This is a genomic window from Sphingobacterium detergens (assembly GCF_003610355.1).
Lineage (GTDB): Bacteria > Bacteroidota > Bacteroidia > Sphingobacteriales > Sphingobacteriaceae > Sphingobacterium > Sphingobacterium detergens.
Map to the genome: position 1 here is coordinate 316,331 of NZ_RAPY01000006.1, position 17,372 is coordinate 333,702.

The 17,372-nt window shown below is 40.5% G+C and carries 16 protein-coding genes; 1 reads left to right on the forward strand and 15 read right to left on the reverse strand.

Translation table 11 applies throughout. The features are described 5' to 3' along the window. The 10 genes from DFQ12_RS24075 to DFQ12_RS24120 form a co-directional block, all read right to left on the reverse strand. Nucleotides 1-1,575 carry a M28 family peptidase gene (locus DFQ12_RS24075; protein WP_120261591.1) on the reverse strand — a complete coding sequence of 525 codons (1,575 nt, stop codon included), beginning with the start codon at nucleotides 1,573-1,575 and terminating at the stop codon, nucleotides 1-3. A gap of 269 nt (nucleotides 1,576-1,844) precedes the next feature. Further along, nucleotides 1,845-2,291, reverse strand: a complete 447-nt coding sequence (gene rpiB / locus DFQ12_RS24080; RefSeq protein ID WP_120261592.1) for a ribose 5-phosphate isomerase B — start codon at nucleotides 2,289-2,291, stop codon at nucleotides 1,845-1,847. Nucleotides 2,292-2,304: 13 nt separating this feature from the next. Beyond that, on the reverse strand, nucleotides 2,305-3,165 hold the full coding sequence (gene tatC / locus DFQ12_RS24085) for a twin-arginine translocase subunit TatC (RefSeq protein ID WP_120261593.1): 861 nt from the start codon (nucleotides 3,163-3,165) through the stop codon (nucleotides 2,305-2,307). A 76-nt stretch (nucleotides 3,166-3,241) separates the two neighbouring features. Then, nucleotides 3,242-4,597, reverse strand: a complete 1,356-nt coding sequence (accC, locus tag DFQ12_RS24090; RefSeq protein WP_120261594.1) for an acetyl-CoA carboxylase biotin carboxylase subunit — start codon at nucleotides 4,595-4,597, stop codon at nucleotides 3,242-3,244. A 71-nt stretch (nucleotides 4,598-4,668) separates the two neighbouring features. Further along, nucleotides 4,669-5,139: an acetyl-CoA carboxylase biotin carboxyl carrier protein gene (accB, locus tag DFQ12_RS24095; protein ID WP_120261595.1), complete on the reverse strand. Its 471-nt coding sequence runs from the start codon at nucleotides 5,137-5,139 to the stop codon at nucleotides 4,669-4,671. A 75-nt stretch (nucleotides 5,140-5,214) separates the two neighbouring features. After that, on the reverse strand, nucleotides 5,215-6,204 hold the full coding sequence (locus DFQ12_RS24100; RefSeq protein ID WP_120261596.1) for a beta-ketoacyl-ACP synthase III: 990 nt from the start codon (nucleotides 6,202-6,204) through the stop codon (nucleotides 5,215-5,217). Nucleotides 6,205-6,210: 6 nt separating this feature from the next. Then, nucleotides 6,211-7,149 (reverse strand): phosphate acyltransferase PlsX, encoded by a 939-nt coding sequence (gene plsX / locus DFQ12_RS24105; RefSeq protein WP_120261597.1) that lies wholly within the window; start codon nucleotides 7,147-7,149, stop codon nucleotides 6,211-6,213. A gap of 106 nt (nucleotides 7,150-7,255) precedes the next feature. Continuing rightward, on the reverse strand, nucleotides 7,256-7,447 hold the full coding sequence (rpmF, locus tag DFQ12_RS24110) for a 50S ribosomal protein L32 (RefSeq protein ID WP_077437804.1): 192 nt from the start codon (nucleotides 7,445-7,447) through the stop codon (nucleotides 7,256-7,258). Between the two features lie 14 nt (nucleotides 7,448-7,461). Beyond that, nucleotides 7,462-7,998: a YceD family protein gene (locus tag DFQ12_RS24115; protein WP_120261598.1), complete on the reverse strand. Its 537-nt coding sequence runs from the start codon at nucleotides 7,996-7,998 to the stop codon at nucleotides 7,462-7,464. A gap of 102 nt (nucleotides 7,999-8,100) precedes the next feature. After that, nucleotides 8,101-8,751, reverse strand: a complete 651-nt coding sequence (locus tag DFQ12_RS24120) for an epoxyqueuosine reductase QueH (RefSeq protein WP_120261599.1) — start codon at nucleotides 8,749-8,751, stop codon at nucleotides 8,101-8,103. Nucleotides 8,752-8,928: 177 nt separating this feature from the next. Between DFQ12_RS24120 and DFQ12_RS24125 the strand changes: the two genes are divergently transcribed. Next, on the forward strand, nucleotides 8,929-10,074 hold the full coding sequence (locus tag DFQ12_RS24125; RefSeq protein WP_120261600.1) for a hypothetical protein: 1,146 nt from the start codon (nucleotides 8,929-8,931) through the stop codon (nucleotides 10,072-10,074). A gap of 13 nt (nucleotides 10,075-10,087) precedes the next feature. Here DFQ12_RS24125 and DFQ12_RS24130 read toward each other — a convergent pair whose 3' ends face one another. From DFQ12_RS24130 to DFQ12_RS28235, 5 genes are all read right to left on the reverse strand, one after another. Beyond that, on the reverse strand, nucleotides 10,088-10,939 hold the full coding sequence (locus DFQ12_RS24130; protein ID WP_306429556.1) for a transglutaminase-like domain-containing protein: 852 nt from the start codon (nucleotides 10,937-10,939) through the stop codon (nucleotides 10,088-10,090). A 96-nt stretch (nucleotides 10,940-11,035) separates the two neighbouring features. Then, on the reverse strand, nucleotides 11,036-11,695 hold the full coding sequence (locus DFQ12_RS24135) for an ABC transporter ATP-binding protein (RefSeq protein WP_120261602.1): 660 nt from the start codon (nucleotides 11,693-11,695) through the stop codon (nucleotides 11,036-11,038). A gap of 99 nt (nucleotides 11,696-11,794) precedes the next feature. Then, a complete protein-coding gene (locus DFQ12_RS24140) occupies nucleotides 11,795-14,197 on the reverse strand; it encodes an ABC transporter permease (RefSeq protein ID WP_120261603.1) in 2,403 nt (800 codons plus the stop codon). Nucleotides 14,198-14,451: 254 nt separating this feature from the next. After that, the gene (locus DFQ12_RS24145) at nucleotides 14,452-16,899 is read right to left on the reverse strand and encodes an FtsX-like permease family protein (protein ID WP_120261604.1); all 2,448 of its coding nucleotides are present in this window, start codon (nucleotides 16,897-16,899) and stop codon (nucleotides 14,452-14,454) included. 24 nt (nucleotides 16,900-16,923) lie between these two features. Beyond that, the coding region (locus DFQ12_RS28235) for an ABC transporter permease (protein WP_120261605.1) at nucleotides 16,924-17,372 on the reverse strand (449 nt) is incomplete at its 5' end.

Here is a 17,372-nt window from a genome sequence, read left to right on the forward strand (position 1 = left end):
TTATTCTTTATTACTGTCTATTGCCAAGCGGTTTTCTCTATTAGCGATCTGCCATGCCGTGAAAAAGACCAACTTCTCGCGTTTGACCATAAGCGGGAAGTCGATCTTATCATACGTATCCGCAGGGGTATGATAGTCTGGATGAAGGCCCGAAAAATAGAAGATAGATGGTATGCCTTTCTTTGCAAAGTTATAATGGTCTGACCGGTAATACAGACGCATTGGATCCTTTGGATTATCATACATATAATCTATTTCCAGTTTGGTGTTTTTTTCATTTTCATCTTTATTGATCTGATAAAGTTCAGAACTCAGTTTATCTGAACCAATCGCATGTATATAGTCATGATTCCCCTTGAGGTGCTTATCATCCACACGGCCAATCATATCGATGTTGATGCAGGCAACAGTATTTGCAAGTGGGAAAACTGGGTTTTCAGTATAGAATTTAGAACCTAGTAGGCCTTTTTCTTCAGCCGCATAAGTAATAAAAAGGATACTGCGTCTTGGACCATTACCAGCTGCTTTTGCGCGGGAGAAACTGCGGGCAAGTTCCAGTACAGCGGTTGTTCCGGAGGCGTTGTCATCAGCACCAAAGAAGATGTTTCCTTTGGAATCTTTGCCATCGTGATCGTAATGTCCACCAATGACAACAATTTCATCTTTTTTGTCGGTTCCCTCTAGGTATCCCAGGATATTTGGATCAGCTAAAGGTTTTGCATTTGTACCGAAGTCGGCCATGAGATTGGTGTTAATTACAAAAGAATTTGCTTGTCCAGAGCGGTTGATTTTGCCGACAACAGCGGCTAGATTTGTACGTGCAAGGTTAAAGATATAATTCGCAGCATGATCCGTTATGTTGACGACTGGGATCATGGGCGACTTTTCGGGCGCAGGCTGATCTACAGCTAGGTTATAACGTCCTTCTGTCGCGCGGTCTCCTGCCTCTTCAAGCAATTGGGATAATTGGCTGTTGACAGCCAACACCAACTTTGGTTTCTTCTTGAGAATTTCCTTGATTTTCTTATTCCTGCTGGTCGACCAGTCAGATGGAGTCTTCTTTCCAGTGATCCATGAATTTCCCTTATCATCCGTAGGTTCACTTTCGTTCAATAACAGGACAACTTTATTGGTCAGGTCTAAGCCCGTGATATCGGAATACTTTGGATCATCAATTCCATAGCCAATGAAGATTATTTCATTGCTTTCAAAGAGTTTCTCCTCATTGTTTCCAATGACAAAGATATCCTTCCCATTTTGAAAAGGCCGGTCATTGATTGTAAATTGCTTGACCTTAAAACTATTATGAATAAGCTGTAGGGGTTGGAAATATGATCCATTTACGGGTGCTGAAAGTCCGTATTTTTTGAACTCATTTGCGATATAGTCCGCAGCCAACTGACCACCTCTCTGTCCTGTTCCTCTTCCTTCAAAGTCCACCGAAGCAAGCGTTCGTAGATGTTTTTGTGTCGATTCTACAGTGATTTCATTCGCATATTTGGTACTGACATCCTGTGCCTGAGCACAACTCACCACAGAAAGCGCTACCCAAATCAGGTTATGTATTTTCTTCATTTCGTATTTAGTATGTAGTATTTAGTATCGAGATCCTGCTGCTGTAAGCGTGGGCTCTGCTGTACGCAATACTTTGTTATCGTTTAAAATAGTATGTATATCAGATGATCAAGGATAACAATTAACAACAGCGTATCATTATGTCCATAACACTATGAAATGATAGCAATGCCAATCTTTAGCACCTTAGATCAGTACACAATATAACTAAAAAAGCGGATGAAAAGTATATTCTACTCTTCATCCGCTTCTTAAAATATGTTAATTTATTAACAGCTGCAAGCTATTTTATTGACACGATTGGCATGACGTCCACCTTCAAATTCGGTTGTCATAAAAGTTGATACGATCTTTTTAGCGAGATCAAGATCGATAAAACGGGCTGGGACACACACCACATTGGCATCATTATGTTGACGTGCCAATGCCGAAATTTCCTCCAACCAACAGATTGCAGCACGGATATTTTGATGTTTATTGGCTGTGATCGCAACACCATTGGCACTGCCACAGATCAAAACACCAGCATCAGCCTCTTTGTTCTCTACCGCCGATGCGACCGGATGTGCAAAATTTGGGTAATCGACTGAATCTGGAGAGTTTGTTCCAAAGTCGGTTACTTCATAACCCAATTCATTTAAAAAGCTAACCAATGCTGTTTTGTATTCAAAACCTGCATGGTCACTTCCAATCGCAATTTTCTTTACGCTGCTCATTTCTATTGTTATTTTATTGTTCTTTTGCTAATTTTTTTCTTTTGACATCCGCGGAGACCATGATACTTATTTCATACAATAAGAACATCGGCGCAGCAACGGTCAACATGGTGATAATATCTGCAGAAGGTGTGATTACGGCTGCTATAAGCAAAATAATTACTGTTGCATAACGACGACTGGCACGCATAAATTCAGGCGTCATAATACCTATTTTAGACAGAATAAATACCATGATCGGCAGTAGGAATACGATTCCACAGCCTAATGTCAATGTCGCAATGGTAGACAGGTAGTTGTCTATCGTAATCTGGTTGACGATCTCGTCACTTAAGGATACATTCGCTAGGAAGTTGATGGATAATGGTACAACAATATAGTATCCGAAAAGAGCGCCCAAAACAAATAATACTGTAGCGTAAAATACAAACCCACGGGCAGAACGTCTTTCTACATCTGTCAATGCCGGTTTCACAAACAACCAAATTTCGAAAAGAAGATAGGGGAAACCCATCATCAAAGCCATCAACAAGCAGGAGTTGATCTGGAGCATAAATTGCCCGGCCAATTCCGTATTGATAATATTAAAAGGTATTTTCTTGACACAGAAGTCGGCTAAATTAAATACATCCGCCGCTTTACACATCATGCGGTAGGTCCAAAAATCTAGATTTTTTGGGCCCATGATAATATCTTTAAAGACGAAATCGTAGAATGTGAAAGCGATACCTGCAAAGATACAGATTGCAATAGCTGAACGGACCAAATGCCATCTTAAGACCTCAAGATGGTCAAAGAAGGACATCTCTGCTTCTATATTCTTCCCCTTATTTTTGATAGCTTGTATTAGATCTTTCGAATTTGGTGTACTCATAAAAATTGTTTGGAAACAAAAATACCATTCTTATTGTAAAGAATGGTATTTTTTATGTATGTAAAGATAATTTTATTTAATCTTCTACAGGATATTCAGTTAGGTCAAATGTTTCCATGAACTTTGTTGTGAAATTGCCTGCTCTAAAGTTAGGGTCACGCATTAATCTCAGGTGCAAAGGAATGGTTGTTTTGATGCCTTCAATCACAAATTCGCTCAATGCACGCTCCATGGTACAGATCGCTTCTTCACGTGTTTGTGCAACAGTGATCAACTTAGCGATCATAGAGTCATAGTTTGGTGGAATGGTATAGCCTGAGTATACATGTGTATCTACACGCACACCATGACCTCCCGGAGAGTGAAAGTTAGTGATTTTTCCCGGTGAAGGGCGGAAATTGTTGAATGGATCTTCTGCATTGATACGACATTCGATCGCGTGCATTTCCGGTTCATAATTTTTTCCGGAGATCGGAATACCTGCAGCAACCTTGATCTGTTCTTTGATCAGATCGAAGTTGATCACTTCTTCTGTTACAGGGTGCTCTACCTGAATACGTGTATTCATCTCCATAAAATAGAAGTTGCGGTGTTTGTCAACCAAAAACTCGATTGTACCGGCACCTTCATAGTTTACAGCTTTTGCACCTTTCACAGCAGCTTCACCCATTTCAGCTCTTAATTCAGGCGTCATAAATGGTGAAGGAGATTCTTCGATCAATTTTTGGTGACGACGTTGGATCGAGCAGTCACGTTCTGACAAGTGACATACTGTACCAAACTGATCACCTACAATCTGGAATTCAATGTGACGAGGTTCCTCAACATATTTTTCAAGGTAGATACCATCATTACCAAATGCAGCAGCAGATTCAACACGGGCAGAATCCCAAGCTGGTTCAAACTCTTCGTCTTTCCAGATGATGCGCATACCACGACCACCACCACCGGCAGTAGCTTTGATAATAACAGGGTAACCTATTTCATTGGCTAGCGTGATCCCTTCTTTTACGTTTGAGATCAAACCATCTGATCCGGGTACAGTAGGTACACCGGCTTTTTTCATGGTATCCTTCGCACGGGACTTATCGCCCATTTTTTCGATCTGCTCAGCAGTAGCACCAATAAATTTGATACCATACTCTGCACAAATTGCCGAAAAACGTGCGTTCTCAGATAAGAAACCATATCCTGGGTGAATAGCATCTGCATTTGTCAATTCAGCTGCAGAAATAATATTCGGAATGTTTAAGTAAGAATCTTTACTCGGTGGAGGGCCAATACAAACCGCTTCATCAGCAAAACGTACGTGTAAGCTGTCTCTATCTGCGGTCGAATATACTGCAACACTTTTGATACCCATCTCACGGCAGGTACGGATAATGCGCAGGGCAATTTCTCCTCTATTTGCAATTAATATTTTTTTAAACATTGTCTTGAATTATGAAGTTTACAAAAATGTAGCCCTTTGGAGGCTACATAGTATTCATTTACGTTTGTAAATTACTTAGGCTCAACTAAGAATAATGGTTGGTCATACTCAACAGGTTGAGCATCCTCTACCAAAATCTTAACGATTTTACCAGAAACTTCAGATTCGATTTCGTTGAACAATTTCATTGCTTCAACAATACACAATACATTACCTGTATTGATATCATCACCAATATTAACGAAAGATGGTTTACCAGGTCCAGCTGAACGGTAGAATGTACCGATCATCGGTGATTTAACAGTAATCAAGTTTGCGTCAGCGCTAGCAGCTGGTGCTGCAGGGGTAGCTACTGGAGCTGCTTGAGCAACAGGAGCAGCGGCAATTGGTGCTACAGCTGGAACAGAAGCTGTTACGTACGTAGGCTCTTGATTTGTCTTTATTGTAATTTTAAAATCTTGCTCTTCAATCGAGACTTCATTCACACCTGATTTTGAAACGAATTTAATCAAGTCTTGAATTTGTTTGATATCCATACCCATAGTATTCTAGGTTTTGTTTGTTTCTTAAAAAATTCTAACTGTCAAAAGTAATAAATTATACCATAAAATGGACAATTAATACGCCCATTTTAAATAGATGGATCCCCAGGTAAAACCACCACCGAAAGCGGCAAGGATCAGGTTATCTCCTTTTTTCAATTGAGATTCCCATTCCCATAAGCATAAAGGGATTGTTCCACTGGTTGTATTTCCATATTTTTGGATGTTTACCATCACTTTTTCTTCCGGAAGACCTACACGTTCTGCTGTTGCATCGATGATACGCTTGTTGGCCTGATGCGGTACCAACCAAGCAATGTCCTCTGACTTCAAATTGTTTTTCACCATGACATCATGAGCAACATCAGCCATATTGGTCACTGCAAATTTGAATACTGTACGGCCTTCTTGGTACGCATAATGTAATCCTGCATCGACCGTAGCATGGGAGGCAGGGTTTAATGAACCACCACCTTTAATATTTAGGAATTGGCCACCAGAACCATCTGTCTTCAAAATCGCATCTTGTATACCCAATCCTTCTTCATTTGGCTCTAATAACACACAGCCACAACCATCTCCAAAAAGGATACAGGTATTACGGTCTTGATAATTGATTACCGATGACATTTTATCAGCACCGATGACAAGCACTTTTTTGTGCGTACCTGCTTTGATAAACTGTGTTCCGGTATTCAGTCCGAACAAGAAGCCCGAACACGCTGCCTGTAGATCAAAGCCCCATGCATTTGTCGCACCGATTTTATCGGCTAAAATATTTGCCGTAGCGGGAAACAGCATATCAGGTGTACTTGTACAAAAGATAATTAAATCGATATCCGTCGCTTCTATTCCTCTCTTTTTCAACAAACCCTGAACGGCAGGTACAGCAAGATCTGATGTAGCAAGCCCTTCGCCCTTTAAGATGCGTCTTTCTTTGATTCCTGTTCGTGATACAATCCACTCGTCGTTGGTATCGACCATTGTTTCCAACTCTTTGTTGGTGAGGATGTAATCCGGAACGTAACCATTTACAGCCGTAATCGCGGCATGAATCTTTGACATAAATACTTAATTGAAAATAGATTTGATACTGTCAATGAATTTAGACTCGATCATATCTCTTGAAAATAAAACCATATTTTTAATGGCCTCAGGTGTTGAAATACCATGACCAATAATGACAGGAGCGTTAACTCCTAAGATTGGACTACCGCCGTACTGCTCGTAGTTGAATCGGTCGAAGAAATCATCTTTAAAACCTTTTTTCAGGGTCACTACATAAAATGATTCTGCAAGTTTCAAGACCACATTGCCCGTAAATCCATCGCAGACGTATACGTCGGCATGGTCACTGAACAGGTCGCGGCCTTCTGCATTTCCGATAAAGTTAATCTTGTCGTTGGCTTTAAGTAGGGGGTAGGTAGAGGTTGTCAGGATGTTTCCTTTTTCTTCTTCTTCTCCGATGTTCAATAATCCTACTTTAGGGTTGGATACATTGAATACATGCTCGGCAAAGAGGCTGCCCAACATTGCAAATTGATTCAGCATCTCTGGTTTACAGTCTGCGTTTGCACCGACATCCAGTAAGATTCCGAATCCTGATTTCAATTTTGGAACAATTGATGCTATGGCTGGGCGTAATACGCCTGGGATAGCTTTCACGCTGAACATCGATCCCACGAGCATGGCTCCGGTGTTACCGGCGGATGCGAATGAGTCGATTTCTTTGTTTTTTAAATATTCAAATCCCTTCGCAATACTTGAGTTGGGTTTTTGAGTTATTGCTTTGGTTGGATGTTCACCCATCGCAATGACTTCTGGAGCTTCCACATATTCAAAGTCAGATGAATTTCCTCCGGCTTGATCGATTAATTGTTTAGTCTCTTCAGTTTTACCAAAAAGGACTATCTTTTGGTCTCCAGTAAGCTGTTTTTGTGCTTCAATCGCACCTGTTATCGTTGCTTTAGGAGCATAATCTCCTCCTAAAATATCTAAACCAATCTTCATCCGTTATTATTTAGTAAATCAATAATACGCAAAAAACATCCCAAAATAAAGCAAATTTCTAAAATATTGCTTGTTTGGGATGTTTTGGTGTTATGAAAGGTTTACCTTAGACAACAGCTGTATTTTCAATGATCAATTTACCGTTGTAGTACAAGTTTCCGTCTACTTTGTAAGCACGGTGAGGTAAATGAACTGCGCCAGTTTCTTTACATACTGTCAAGCTAGGAGCTTCAGCTTTATAATGTGTTCTTCTTTTGTCTCTTCTTGATTTAGAAGTTTTACGTTTTGGATGTGCCATCTCGTATTTTTGTTTTAGTTATTTTTAATATTTCTCAATGCTTCCCAACGTGGGTCGATAATTTCTTCTTCTTTTTGCTCTTCTGAATCCGGCTCGCTTGTAAATAAAGCCAACATCTCAGGATCGCATTGTATGCCTTCTCCCTGCTCTTCACATTTCACAATATAGGGAACAGCTAAATTGATGTATTCATACAACAGCTCAGCTATATCCAACTCATGGTCGCTTTTTGATAAGATCAACACCTCTTCGGTATTGTCTGTCCAATCTTCATCCGTGAATTTGACCAATATCCGTTCTTGAATTGAAATCGGTGACATAAACTCTTTTAAGCAGGTATCACAAGTCAATTGGATCTCGCCTTGGATATCAAAATGCAAAATCAACAGGTTCTCCTGTTTTTGCAATTCAACTTCTGCTTTCAGATTGCCATCTTTTACAATCGAATGTTCGTAGCAGTCAAAGAACTTTTTATTAATGTCAAATTCAAAATTGTGCTTTCCAGCGTTGAGTCCCGAAAAGGGAATTCTGTATTGTTTTAGATGTTTCACAATCTTGCATTTGAGCCTGCAAAGGTATGTATAAAATCATTAGGATGGAAATATTTTTTTAAATATTCCAGCCGAATGATTTATATATACACAGAGCACGACTTATTCATAATAATTTTTACCTAACTCTATCTTTTCGCGTCCATTTGCCATGCGCCATTTATTGGTATCACGTAGCGAATAAGCACAGCCGCAATATTCCTGCATGTAGAATTTCTCTTTTTTGGAGACTTCTAACATCCTTGCCGAACCACCTTTCTTGCGCCAGTTGAACGTCCAGTACTCCATATCTTGATGGCGGGAAGCTGCACGTAAGCCACAGTCGTTGATCTGCTCCATGTTTTTCCAACGGGAAATACCCAATGAACTAGAGATCACATCAAAGCCATTAGCCGCCGCGTATTCTGCAGTTTTTTCAAAACGCATATCAAAACACATGGTACAGCGGATTCCTCGCTCAGGCTCCTGTTCCATACCTTTAGCCAGATCAAACCAATGGTCTACATCATAGTCTGCATCAATAAAAGGAATATTATGCTTCTCTGCAAAACGAATATTCTCATCTTTGCGCAGATCATACTCCTTGCGTGGGTGGATATTGGGATTGTAGAAATAAATCGTAAAATCGATATCCGAAGCAATCAATGCTTCCATGACTTCTCCGGCACAAGGTGCACAGCAGGAATGTAAAAGCAATTTCTTGCCCTCTCCTGGTAATGCCAACTTCTCCCGTACAAATTCCTTCTTTTCCATAATCGTATGTGATATCAAAAACAAAGGCAATTTTAATCAAAAAGTAGCGAAATGGCAAATATTTCCGTTTTAGTCATCATAGTATCCGTCTAAAAGAATGAGATAAATTCATTGATATTCTGCATATATTAGTAGATTTGTATGTTTGACGCAATAAGCTATTTATAATAAAAAAATATGAAATTTTCATTTCAAACCTGTGTTATTGTATTATTTGCCAGTTTAATAGGTGTTGCTTCCTGTAAAAAACTGGATGATGAACCAGAAAATGGTCTGCCGACACTTATTTCACGATTGTATATTTCTTTCTCTGACTATCGAACAAATAATTCGATCAAGAATCTTATGATTGTTGATCCTGCGGACACCAATACACTGAATAATACCGTTCAATATCTTTCCCCAGCGAAAGGTGGTGGACCGGTGCTCTTTGATCCCAATGCAACATCTATTTTCCAGGCAAGCTCGGGAGCCGTTACTCAAGATACCTTTATCCAACGGATTCCTTTGGACGACATTTATGGGAATCCCGGTGATGCTAGTCAACTTGGGTTTACAGGTTTTAGAAATGTAGTAGGATTAGGTTATTACAGCTATGCGCAACAAAATGGTCCTGGGGGATCGGCAGTGACCAACTTTCTACTTGCAGCGACAGGTGGCAATATGTTATATGCGATAAGCCGCCCCGAAGGAAAAGGAGGATCAACAGGTGGTTCCAAGATCATCGATAAACAGATTAGCCTCGGGACGATTATTCCAACCTCATTGACCTTATTAGAAGGGAATACAGCTGATAAAAATGAAAAACTGCTGCTCGTAGGATTTGAAAATGATGGTACAAGTAAAGGTAATGGTTTCGCTGTTTATACAATTCTTAAACAAGAACTGATTGATCGGCCTCGAGATACGATTGTTGCGGCGTCTAGATTTGTACCGACACTGAAGGTCTATGTGCAGGGAAAAACAGACTTGGGAGCTGTTTCTTATGCGCCCAATAGAAAATTATTGGCCGTTACATCAGGAGCAGAAGTATTGTTCTTTAGGAACCCGAAGGAATTGTTTACTGGAACTGGAGAAAAAACTGTCCCTGCCGATTATGTGATCGGTGGTTCCGTTACTGGGTTGGAAGAGCCTACGGGAGTTGCCATTGATGACCGTATTGAAAATGGAAAATTTCTTTATATTTCAGATGCGAAGAATAGGAAAATCAGTCGGTTTAAATTGACGGATGAAGGCAATGTAGCACCGGAACTAACACAAGAGTATGGGACATTGACGCCAAATTATATCTTTTTGGATGCCCGAGAAAGGACAAATTTTTAATTTATACACACTGTCAAGCAAGCAATTCGAACAGTTCTCTGATTTCCTGTTGCTTGCCTGAACTTTCATGAGCTTCATACGCTGACAGGAGATTCCGCAAAGCGCGCTTTAGGATAGTCACATTGTCGCAGGGAAATGTAAATTCCCGATCTGGACCTAAGTTTAACTGTTTCAGGAACGAATTAACATCACTTTTTTGCATGATCTGCCCCCGGTTAAATGCATTGATGTAAAACAAAACATGTTCATTTCCTTCCTCATCCGAATCCATATAAGCCAGGATAAAATGCTTGGGTAAATTGATCCCATAGATCGGGATATCTAGCTTTTGCGCAATAATGCTATAGATACAGGATAAGGTCAACGGATTCCCCTGCTTCGTGTCCAAAACCTGACCGATATAGGAGTTTTGCGGATGGTGATAATCCTTTGTATTGCCAGATAAACCAAAGGAACCAAATAGCACATGGTTCAGCAGGTTCACCTTCTCCAATGGACTCATATCGTATTGTAGTCCACGCCAGACCTCTGTTTTCAGATCTTCGATCTTCAACACGATTTTATGGTCTTCGTAAGAAGGATATTGATAGTTATTGAGAATGATAAGTCCTTCCAGCAGATTGAAGGAATTGCTCAGATTCCAGATCTGTAACTCATTTTTGGTCTGGTCGAATTGAATTTCATGGATAATGTTTTCCAGCCGCCCTTGGACTCTTGGATCAAAGCTCGACTCCCAGAATTTTTCCAAATAAGGAACAATTTCAGGACCTTGGCTTTTTAACTGATGTTCCACTTCCTGAATAATCTGTTGATCGGTATCGTCCAACAGGAATATTAACGATTTCAGCTCTCTCTCATTCATCATAACGAAGTTAAAAAAATGAATTGAGAAATGATACAAAAAAATCCCTACAGTATTCATGTACCAGGTAGGGATTATTCAGGTTAAATTGGTATACAATTATTTGAGCTGACCATCCAGCATATTGACAATTCTTTTACCGTACTCCGCATTTTTTTCGGAGTGGGTAACTTGTATGATCGTGACACCGTCATCATTCAATTGTTTGAACAGTTCCATGATCTCTTCGCCTTGTTTGGAATTGAGGTTACCCGTAGGTTCATCTGCCAACAAGAGTTTCGGAGATCCCGCCAACGCACGTGCGATACCAACGATCTGTTGTTGCCCTCCGGACAGCTGAGCCGGAAATAGATCTTTCTTTCCTACAATACCAAAACGGTCAAGCATATCAGCCACAATGGCTTTGCGCTCTTTGCTGGAAATGTCTTTATAGATCAGTGGTGTTTCTATATTTTCATATACTGTCAATTCATCCAGTAAATGGTAAGCCTGAAATACATATCCAATATGAGATTGGTAGAGCTGCGACCGTTTTTTTGCTTTCATCTCCAATACGTTTTCATCCATAAAGATATATTCACCTTCATCCGGTTCGTCCAGCATACCAATAATATTCAACAGGGTGGATTTTCCTGAACCCGAAGGGCCCATTATGGATATGAAATCACCTTCTGCTATATCTAAACTGACATCTTTGAGCACAAATGAGCGTGTACCACCTACGTTATACCACTTGAATAAATGTTTTAATTGTATCATTTTCTAGTATTGAGATTTTAGTATTGAGTATTGAGATTTTGGTTGTACAAGCCTCGGCTTACCCGGTATCTCTTTTTTATTTTGTCTTTTAATTTTTACTTATTCATCCCGCAGGCTATCTACCGGATTTGTTCTTGCAACTTTCAACGATTGGAAGCTAATGGAAATCAATATTAAGATAAATATGCAAAATATCGGGATCAAAAACGACCACCATTGTATATTGACATGGTATGCAAAATTGGAAAGCCATTTGTCCATGAGTAAATATGCTAAAGGAAGGGCTATGACGATACCGATCATAAATAGCCTGAAAAACGGTTTATTTAATTGGACAAAGAGCAGTTGTGCCGAGGCACCGAGTACTTTCCGGATACTCATTTCTTTTTTGCGTAATGCGGCCTGATAAGCGGCCATACTGAACAGTCCCAATGCGGCGATAATAACCGAAAGGCTGGCGAAACTATTGAAAGCGATCTGTAGTTCCTGTTGTTTCTTGTGCTGTAATGCATATTGCTGATCCATAAAAGAATAGTCTAAAGGTAGATCTTTTGCCGATGTATTTTTTGTCCATTCTTTCTTGACAGCATCAATTGCCTGATCGACCATTCCAGATCTTGTTTTCACCATAAGTGTCGTTTGGAAACGCATGCTCCCACACTCATTTTTAAATGAATAGAGGGTAGGTTGAACGGCATTTTCAAAGCCATAGGCCTTACTATCTTTGACAAGGCCGACGATTTCGAAATTTGCGTCACAGCCACTGATTTTCGCGCCAATGGGATTCGAAAGTCCCAAACTTTTAGCGGCTGATTCATTGATGACCGCATAGTTGGAAAGGGAATCACGGAGCAACTGATCTATTGACAGATTGATATTCCCCTGTAGATTAGGGATATTTAATGTTTTGAAATAGCCCGGATCGATACCGACATGAGCAAAGGAAATATTCTTTTGTGCATAGGAGAACTCCATTTTGGGAGGTTGCTCCCCTTCTCCCGGGATATTTGTTGCGGAAGCCACCACCTCAATGCTCGGATCATTTTCTAATCGCCGTTTCAATTGGTGGAAAGAACCATCAATTTTGGAGTCGTAATACATGCCCACTCCTTTGAAGTTGACCACTTGCGCTGGCTCAAACCCTTTATCTGTATGCTGCATGTACTGTAGCTGGGCCCTAATGACCAGCATACCTGAAATAAACAGAATCGCCATGCTGATCTGAAAGGTTAGTAAAGCATTTCGGAATGTTCCTTTTTTAAGTATTGCCGATAATCCTCCTTTGAGCAGATTGACGGATTTGAAACCTGAAAGAACTATGGCAGGGTATATTGCCGAAAGGATTGTTGTTAATAGTACAGCGACACAGAGCTGGATAATGGTTTCAGAACTTAAAATATAACTTCTCAGATCATCATTGAACCATCTTTGTAATATGTTCCCGGTAAGTGCCAAGGTAATAAAACTCAATACTGCAGCACTGCTGGTCAGTATAAACACTTCCAATAACAATTGCCTTACGATAGCCCAGCGCGAACTTCCTAATATCTTTTTGAGGGCAAGCTCTTTAAGACGTTGATCGGCTTGCGCCATAATCATGTTGGCGAAATTGGCGGAGGCGAGCAGGAGGATCAATAGGGAAAGAATACCGATAATCCATGTCATGATATAGGCGGTGTTGCTTCCGGTTTTTGGTCGCAGATGCAGGTTGGCCAATGGATCTAAGTAAATCTTGCCTTTGGCATAAGCGGAAGAGCGTATTTTATCTTTTGGGGCGATTTCCTTGTGATAAATTGTGTTGATCTGATCGGTCAACTTAGCGATATCTGTACCCGGTCTGACCTGAATAAAAGTCTGGTATAAAAAAGGATTATTTTCAGCAAAGAGATCCTGTGGTTCACGGATAAAAAGAAGGTCATAATCAATCATCGAAAGATCTTGCTTTTTGATGGTGCCGTAAATCATATCACGCACACCCAGAGCAAGGCTAACAGACGGAATGGAATGGGGACTGTCAAATGTTAAATCCTCCTTTTTGAAAAGCTGTTCGGCAATAGGACTTTTGACCATGGTCGCGTCCTTTTGATCTTTGTTTTTGTATAGCGGTCCGTTGGCATTTTCTACCTGAAAGATCCGCGCAGTCGAAGAATCAATTAATGCAGCATTTTTGATAAGCACCGTCTTCTCCCCAAAGAGTGGGTAGCTACCATAGTTGTAAACCATTTTTCTACCAGCATATACAATATCCGGTAAATTCTGTTTTAGCAACGGAGCAAGGGAAGGAGAGGTTTCGTCCGTAAAAGCACCTTCTGCTTCCAGACCAAGCTGATAGATTTCCTTATAGTTTGGATTCCATTTATCAAAGCTTGTTTCCCGATTGATGTATTGATAGGAAAGGATAAAACCGGTAAAACCCAGCATCAATCCGATAATGTTCAAGAACGTGAAACCCTTATTTTTTAAGAGTTTACGCCAAGCTAGTTTGAAATCATTTTGTGCCATGTTGTAAGGTTTTATGTTTCGATCTCTTCCGTATCAAATCCGCCGCTAAAAAATACAATCCCCTTGCCATTGTTTTAATGCTTTTATTATGAGTTTGTTAGGTGGCTTTGCTGCGTTTTTTATGTTCGATTTCGGACAGTTTTCGTTCACAATCGAACATTCATCCCCCCTTTAGCCGTTGGTTCATTGCCCACCACGCAACAGGTGAGGCAATGACCAAGGCAACAAACACCAATTTTTAAGATCTTCTGATTTTATTCATCCCTTAGACTATCGACCGGATTGGTCCGGATAGCCTTCCATGTTTGATAACTAATGGTACCTAAAGCGATGAGGACAGCCCCCATACCCGCCAGGATAAAGTACATCCAATTGATATCTATTTTATAGTTGAAGTCTCTGAGCCATTGGTTCATTGCCCACCACGCAACAGGTGAGGCAATGACCAAGGCAACAAACACCAATTTTATAAAGTCTCCGGACAGCAGTTTCAGCAATCTGAGGGAACTTGCGCCAAGCACTTTCCGTACACCGATTTCTTTTGTCCGCTGTTGTGTCACATAGGTGGCCAGACCAAAGAGTCCAAGGGCAGCCACAAAAATGGCGACGATTGCAAAACAGCTGAATATATTTTTCGTCCGTTCAACATCTTGATAAAGGGAAGCAAAGCCCTCATCCAAAAAGCTGTAATTGATTTTTTGATGAGGTGCAAATTTGTCCCATACGGTATTTATGTCAGCCAAAGTTTTAGCCATATCAGTTGACTTGGTCTTGATCGAAAGGAGCGATGGGCTGCTGGCCAAGGTCATACAGACAGGGACATATCCCTCACCTTTTAATGATTCAAAAATAAAGTCATCGACAACGCCGATAATTGTCCATGTTCTTCCGTTTGTAATCTGTGCACCGATTGGATTACCTTTAATACCCAGCGTTGTGATCATTTTTTTATTGACGATGGTACCACTACTATCGGAAGCAATCTGTGGATTAAAATTTCGACCTGCGATTAATCGAAGTCCAAAAGTGGAAACGTAATTTTCATCAATATTCCAAAATTGTCCAGCTTCTGGCAGTTCGAGGTCTTCTTTTCCCTTAGCCCAAAATGGGTTGCCATTACGTTTTACACCATCCAATGGCACTGGGAGATAATCACCTATGGATACATTGCTCACAGCCGGAATGGCTTTCAGTTCATTTCTCAGGTTTTGTACTTCTGAGGTAATGCTATTTATGCCACGGAGTACAATGACTTGATCCTTATTGAAGCCAATATCTTTGTTGAGCATATAGCTGATCTGTTGATTGGCGATCAAGGCAGAGACCATCAGGATGATGGAGGTTGCAAATTGGAAAACAACAAGCCCATTACGCAATAATGCTGTTTTTGGGTTGGAACCTGATTTACTTTTTAGGGCATTGATCGGTTGAAATCCAGAGAGGTATAGCGCAGGATATATACCAGCTATGCCGCCTATGGTCAACATGGTTAAGATCAAAGAGGGTATAAAGTACCATGTTGCCCAAGGGATAACTAAGGTCTTATTGGCCAAACTATTAAAAAGAGGTAGTAATGTCCAAGCTAGTAAAAGACCAATAATTAAAGAAATTAAGCTGTAACATACCGCCTCAGTCATAAATTGGGTGATTAAAGTACTTCGACTGGATCCAATGGTTTTGCGGATACCGATCTCTTTAGCTCGTGTAGCGGCATTGGCGGTAGACAGATTAACAAAATTGATGCATGCGATCAGTAGGATGAAAAATGCAATCCCGGCAAATACCCAGACCATTTTGATATCACCCTGATATTGCGTTGCCATGGCGTATTCTAAAATATTTTTGGAGTATAAATGCATGTCCAATGCATTTTGAAGTAACACCTTGGATTGCATGGTTTCCGGGGATATTTTCATTCCGTTTTTTTTGTTGATCGGAATGTAATGATCCTCGACATAGTTCTTTGAAATAGCATGTTGTGCCGTTCCGAGATCCGTATTTTCTTTAAGCTTAACGTAAGTGATGTAATTCGTTGCTCCCCAGTTGTTTTGTTCACCTTGGTAAAAAGGTTGACCGGCAAGCGAGATAAAATAATCATAACCATAGAGGCTTGAATTGCTTGGTACATCATCAATAACGGCTGTGATATTGTACAGAACGTTCTTGTTATTGTTCAGATAGATTGTTTGCCCAACAGCATTTCCCTTGAAAAACTTCTGCGCTTTACTTTTTGTAATGACCAGGCTATTGGGTTTGTCTAAAGCATGATTTAACTGTCCTGCAATAATCGGGAGTGGAAACATTTCCAGGATAGACTGATCAACATAAACGAAACCTGCGTCTAAGTGATTCTCGGCGTTGCCATTCACTGTGAAGAGGTTACTTCCGGCGCCAAATAAAGTGTTGGGGAGTACCCGCCCTACTGATTCAATACTAGGTATTTCGGCCTGGAGGGTCTTAGCGGCGGGGGCCGGAAATGAAAGATACTGCACTGATTTGTCCCCGTCCGGAGCTTGAATGACTAGCCGGAATACACGGTCCATATCCGGATACATCCTATCATAGCTTGTTTCATGTTTGATGTACAGTAAGATGAGTATACAGATTGCAACGCTAAATGCAAAACCACCAATCTTGATGGTTGAGTAGAGTTTGTTGTTGGTCATGTTCCGCCAAGCAATCTTTAGGTAATTTCTGATCATAATAATAAAATTAACATGTTGACTTTATTCATCCCTCAGACTATCGACCGGATTGGTCCGGATAGCCTTCCATGTTTGATAACTAATGGTACCTAAAGCGATGAGGATAGCCCCCATACCCGCCAGAATAAAGTACATCCAGTTGATATCTATTTTATAGTTGAAGTCTCTGAGCCATTGGTTCATTGCCCACCACGCAACAGGTGAGGCAATGACCATGGCAACAAACACCAATTTTATAAAGTCTCCGGACAACAGTTTCAGCAATCTGAGGGAACTTGCGCCAAGCACTTTCCGTACACCGATTTCTTTTGTCCGCTGTTGTGTCACATAGGTGGCCAGACCAAAGAGTCCAAGGGCAGCCACAAAAATGGCGACGATTGCAAAACAGCTGAATATATTTTTCGTCCGTTCAACATCTTGATAAAGGGAAGCAAAGCCCTCATCCAAAAAGCTGTAATTGATTTTTTGAT

Coding starts and splice junctions, on each gene's coding strand:
- tatC (WP_120261593.1), bottom strand. CDS start 3,165: ATGAGTACACCAAATTCGAAAGATCTAATACAAGCTATCAAAAATAAG.
- accC (WP_120261594.1), bottom strand. CDS start 4,597: ATGTTTAAAAAAATATTAATTGCAAATAGAGGAGAAATTGCCCTGCGC.
- DFQ12_RS24120 (WP_120261599.1), bottom strand. CDS start 8,751: ATGGAAAAGAAGGAATTTGTACGGGAGAAGTTGGCATTACCAGGAGAG.
- rpmF (WP_077437804.1), bottom strand. CDS start 7,447: ATGGCACATCCAAAACGTAAAACTTCTAAATCAAGAAGAGACAAAAGA.
- DFQ12_RS24125 (WP_120261600.1), top strand. CDS start 8,929: ATGAAATTTTCATTTCAAACCTGTGTTATTGTATTATTTGCCAGTTTA.
- DFQ12_RS24140 (WP_120261603.1), bottom strand. CDS start 14,197: ATGGCACAAAATGATTTCAAACTAGCTTGGCGTAAACTCTTAAAAAAT.
- DFQ12_RS24075 (WP_120261591.1), bottom strand. CDS start 1,575: ATGAAGAAAATACATAACCTGATTTGGGTAGCGCTTTCTGTGGTGAGT.
- DFQ12_RS24100 (WP_120261596.1), bottom strand. CDS start 6,204: ATGTCAAAGATTCATGCCGCGATTACGGCTGTAAATGGTTACGTTCCG.
- DFQ12_RS24135 (WP_120261602.1), bottom strand. CDS start 11,695: ATGATACAATTAAAACATTTATTCAAGTGGTATAACGTAGGTGGTACA.
- plsX (WP_120261597.1), bottom strand. CDS start 7,149: ATGAAGATTGGTTTAGATATTTTAGGAGGAGATTATGCTCCTAAAGCA.
- DFQ12_RS24130 (WP_306429556.1), bottom strand. CDS start 10,939: ATGATGAATGAGAGAGAGCTGAAATCGTTAATATTCCTGTTGGACGAT.
- accB (WP_120261595.1), bottom strand. CDS start 5,139: ATGGGTATGGATATCAAACAAATTCAAGACTTGATTAAATTCGTTTCA.
- DFQ12_RS24145 (WP_120261604.1), bottom strand. CDS start 16,899: ATGATCAGAAATTACCTAAAGATTGCTTGGCGGAACATGACCAACAAC.
- rpiB (WP_120261592.1), bottom strand. CDS start 2,291: ATGAGCAGCGTAAAGAAAATTGCGATTGGAAGTGACCATGCAGGTTTT.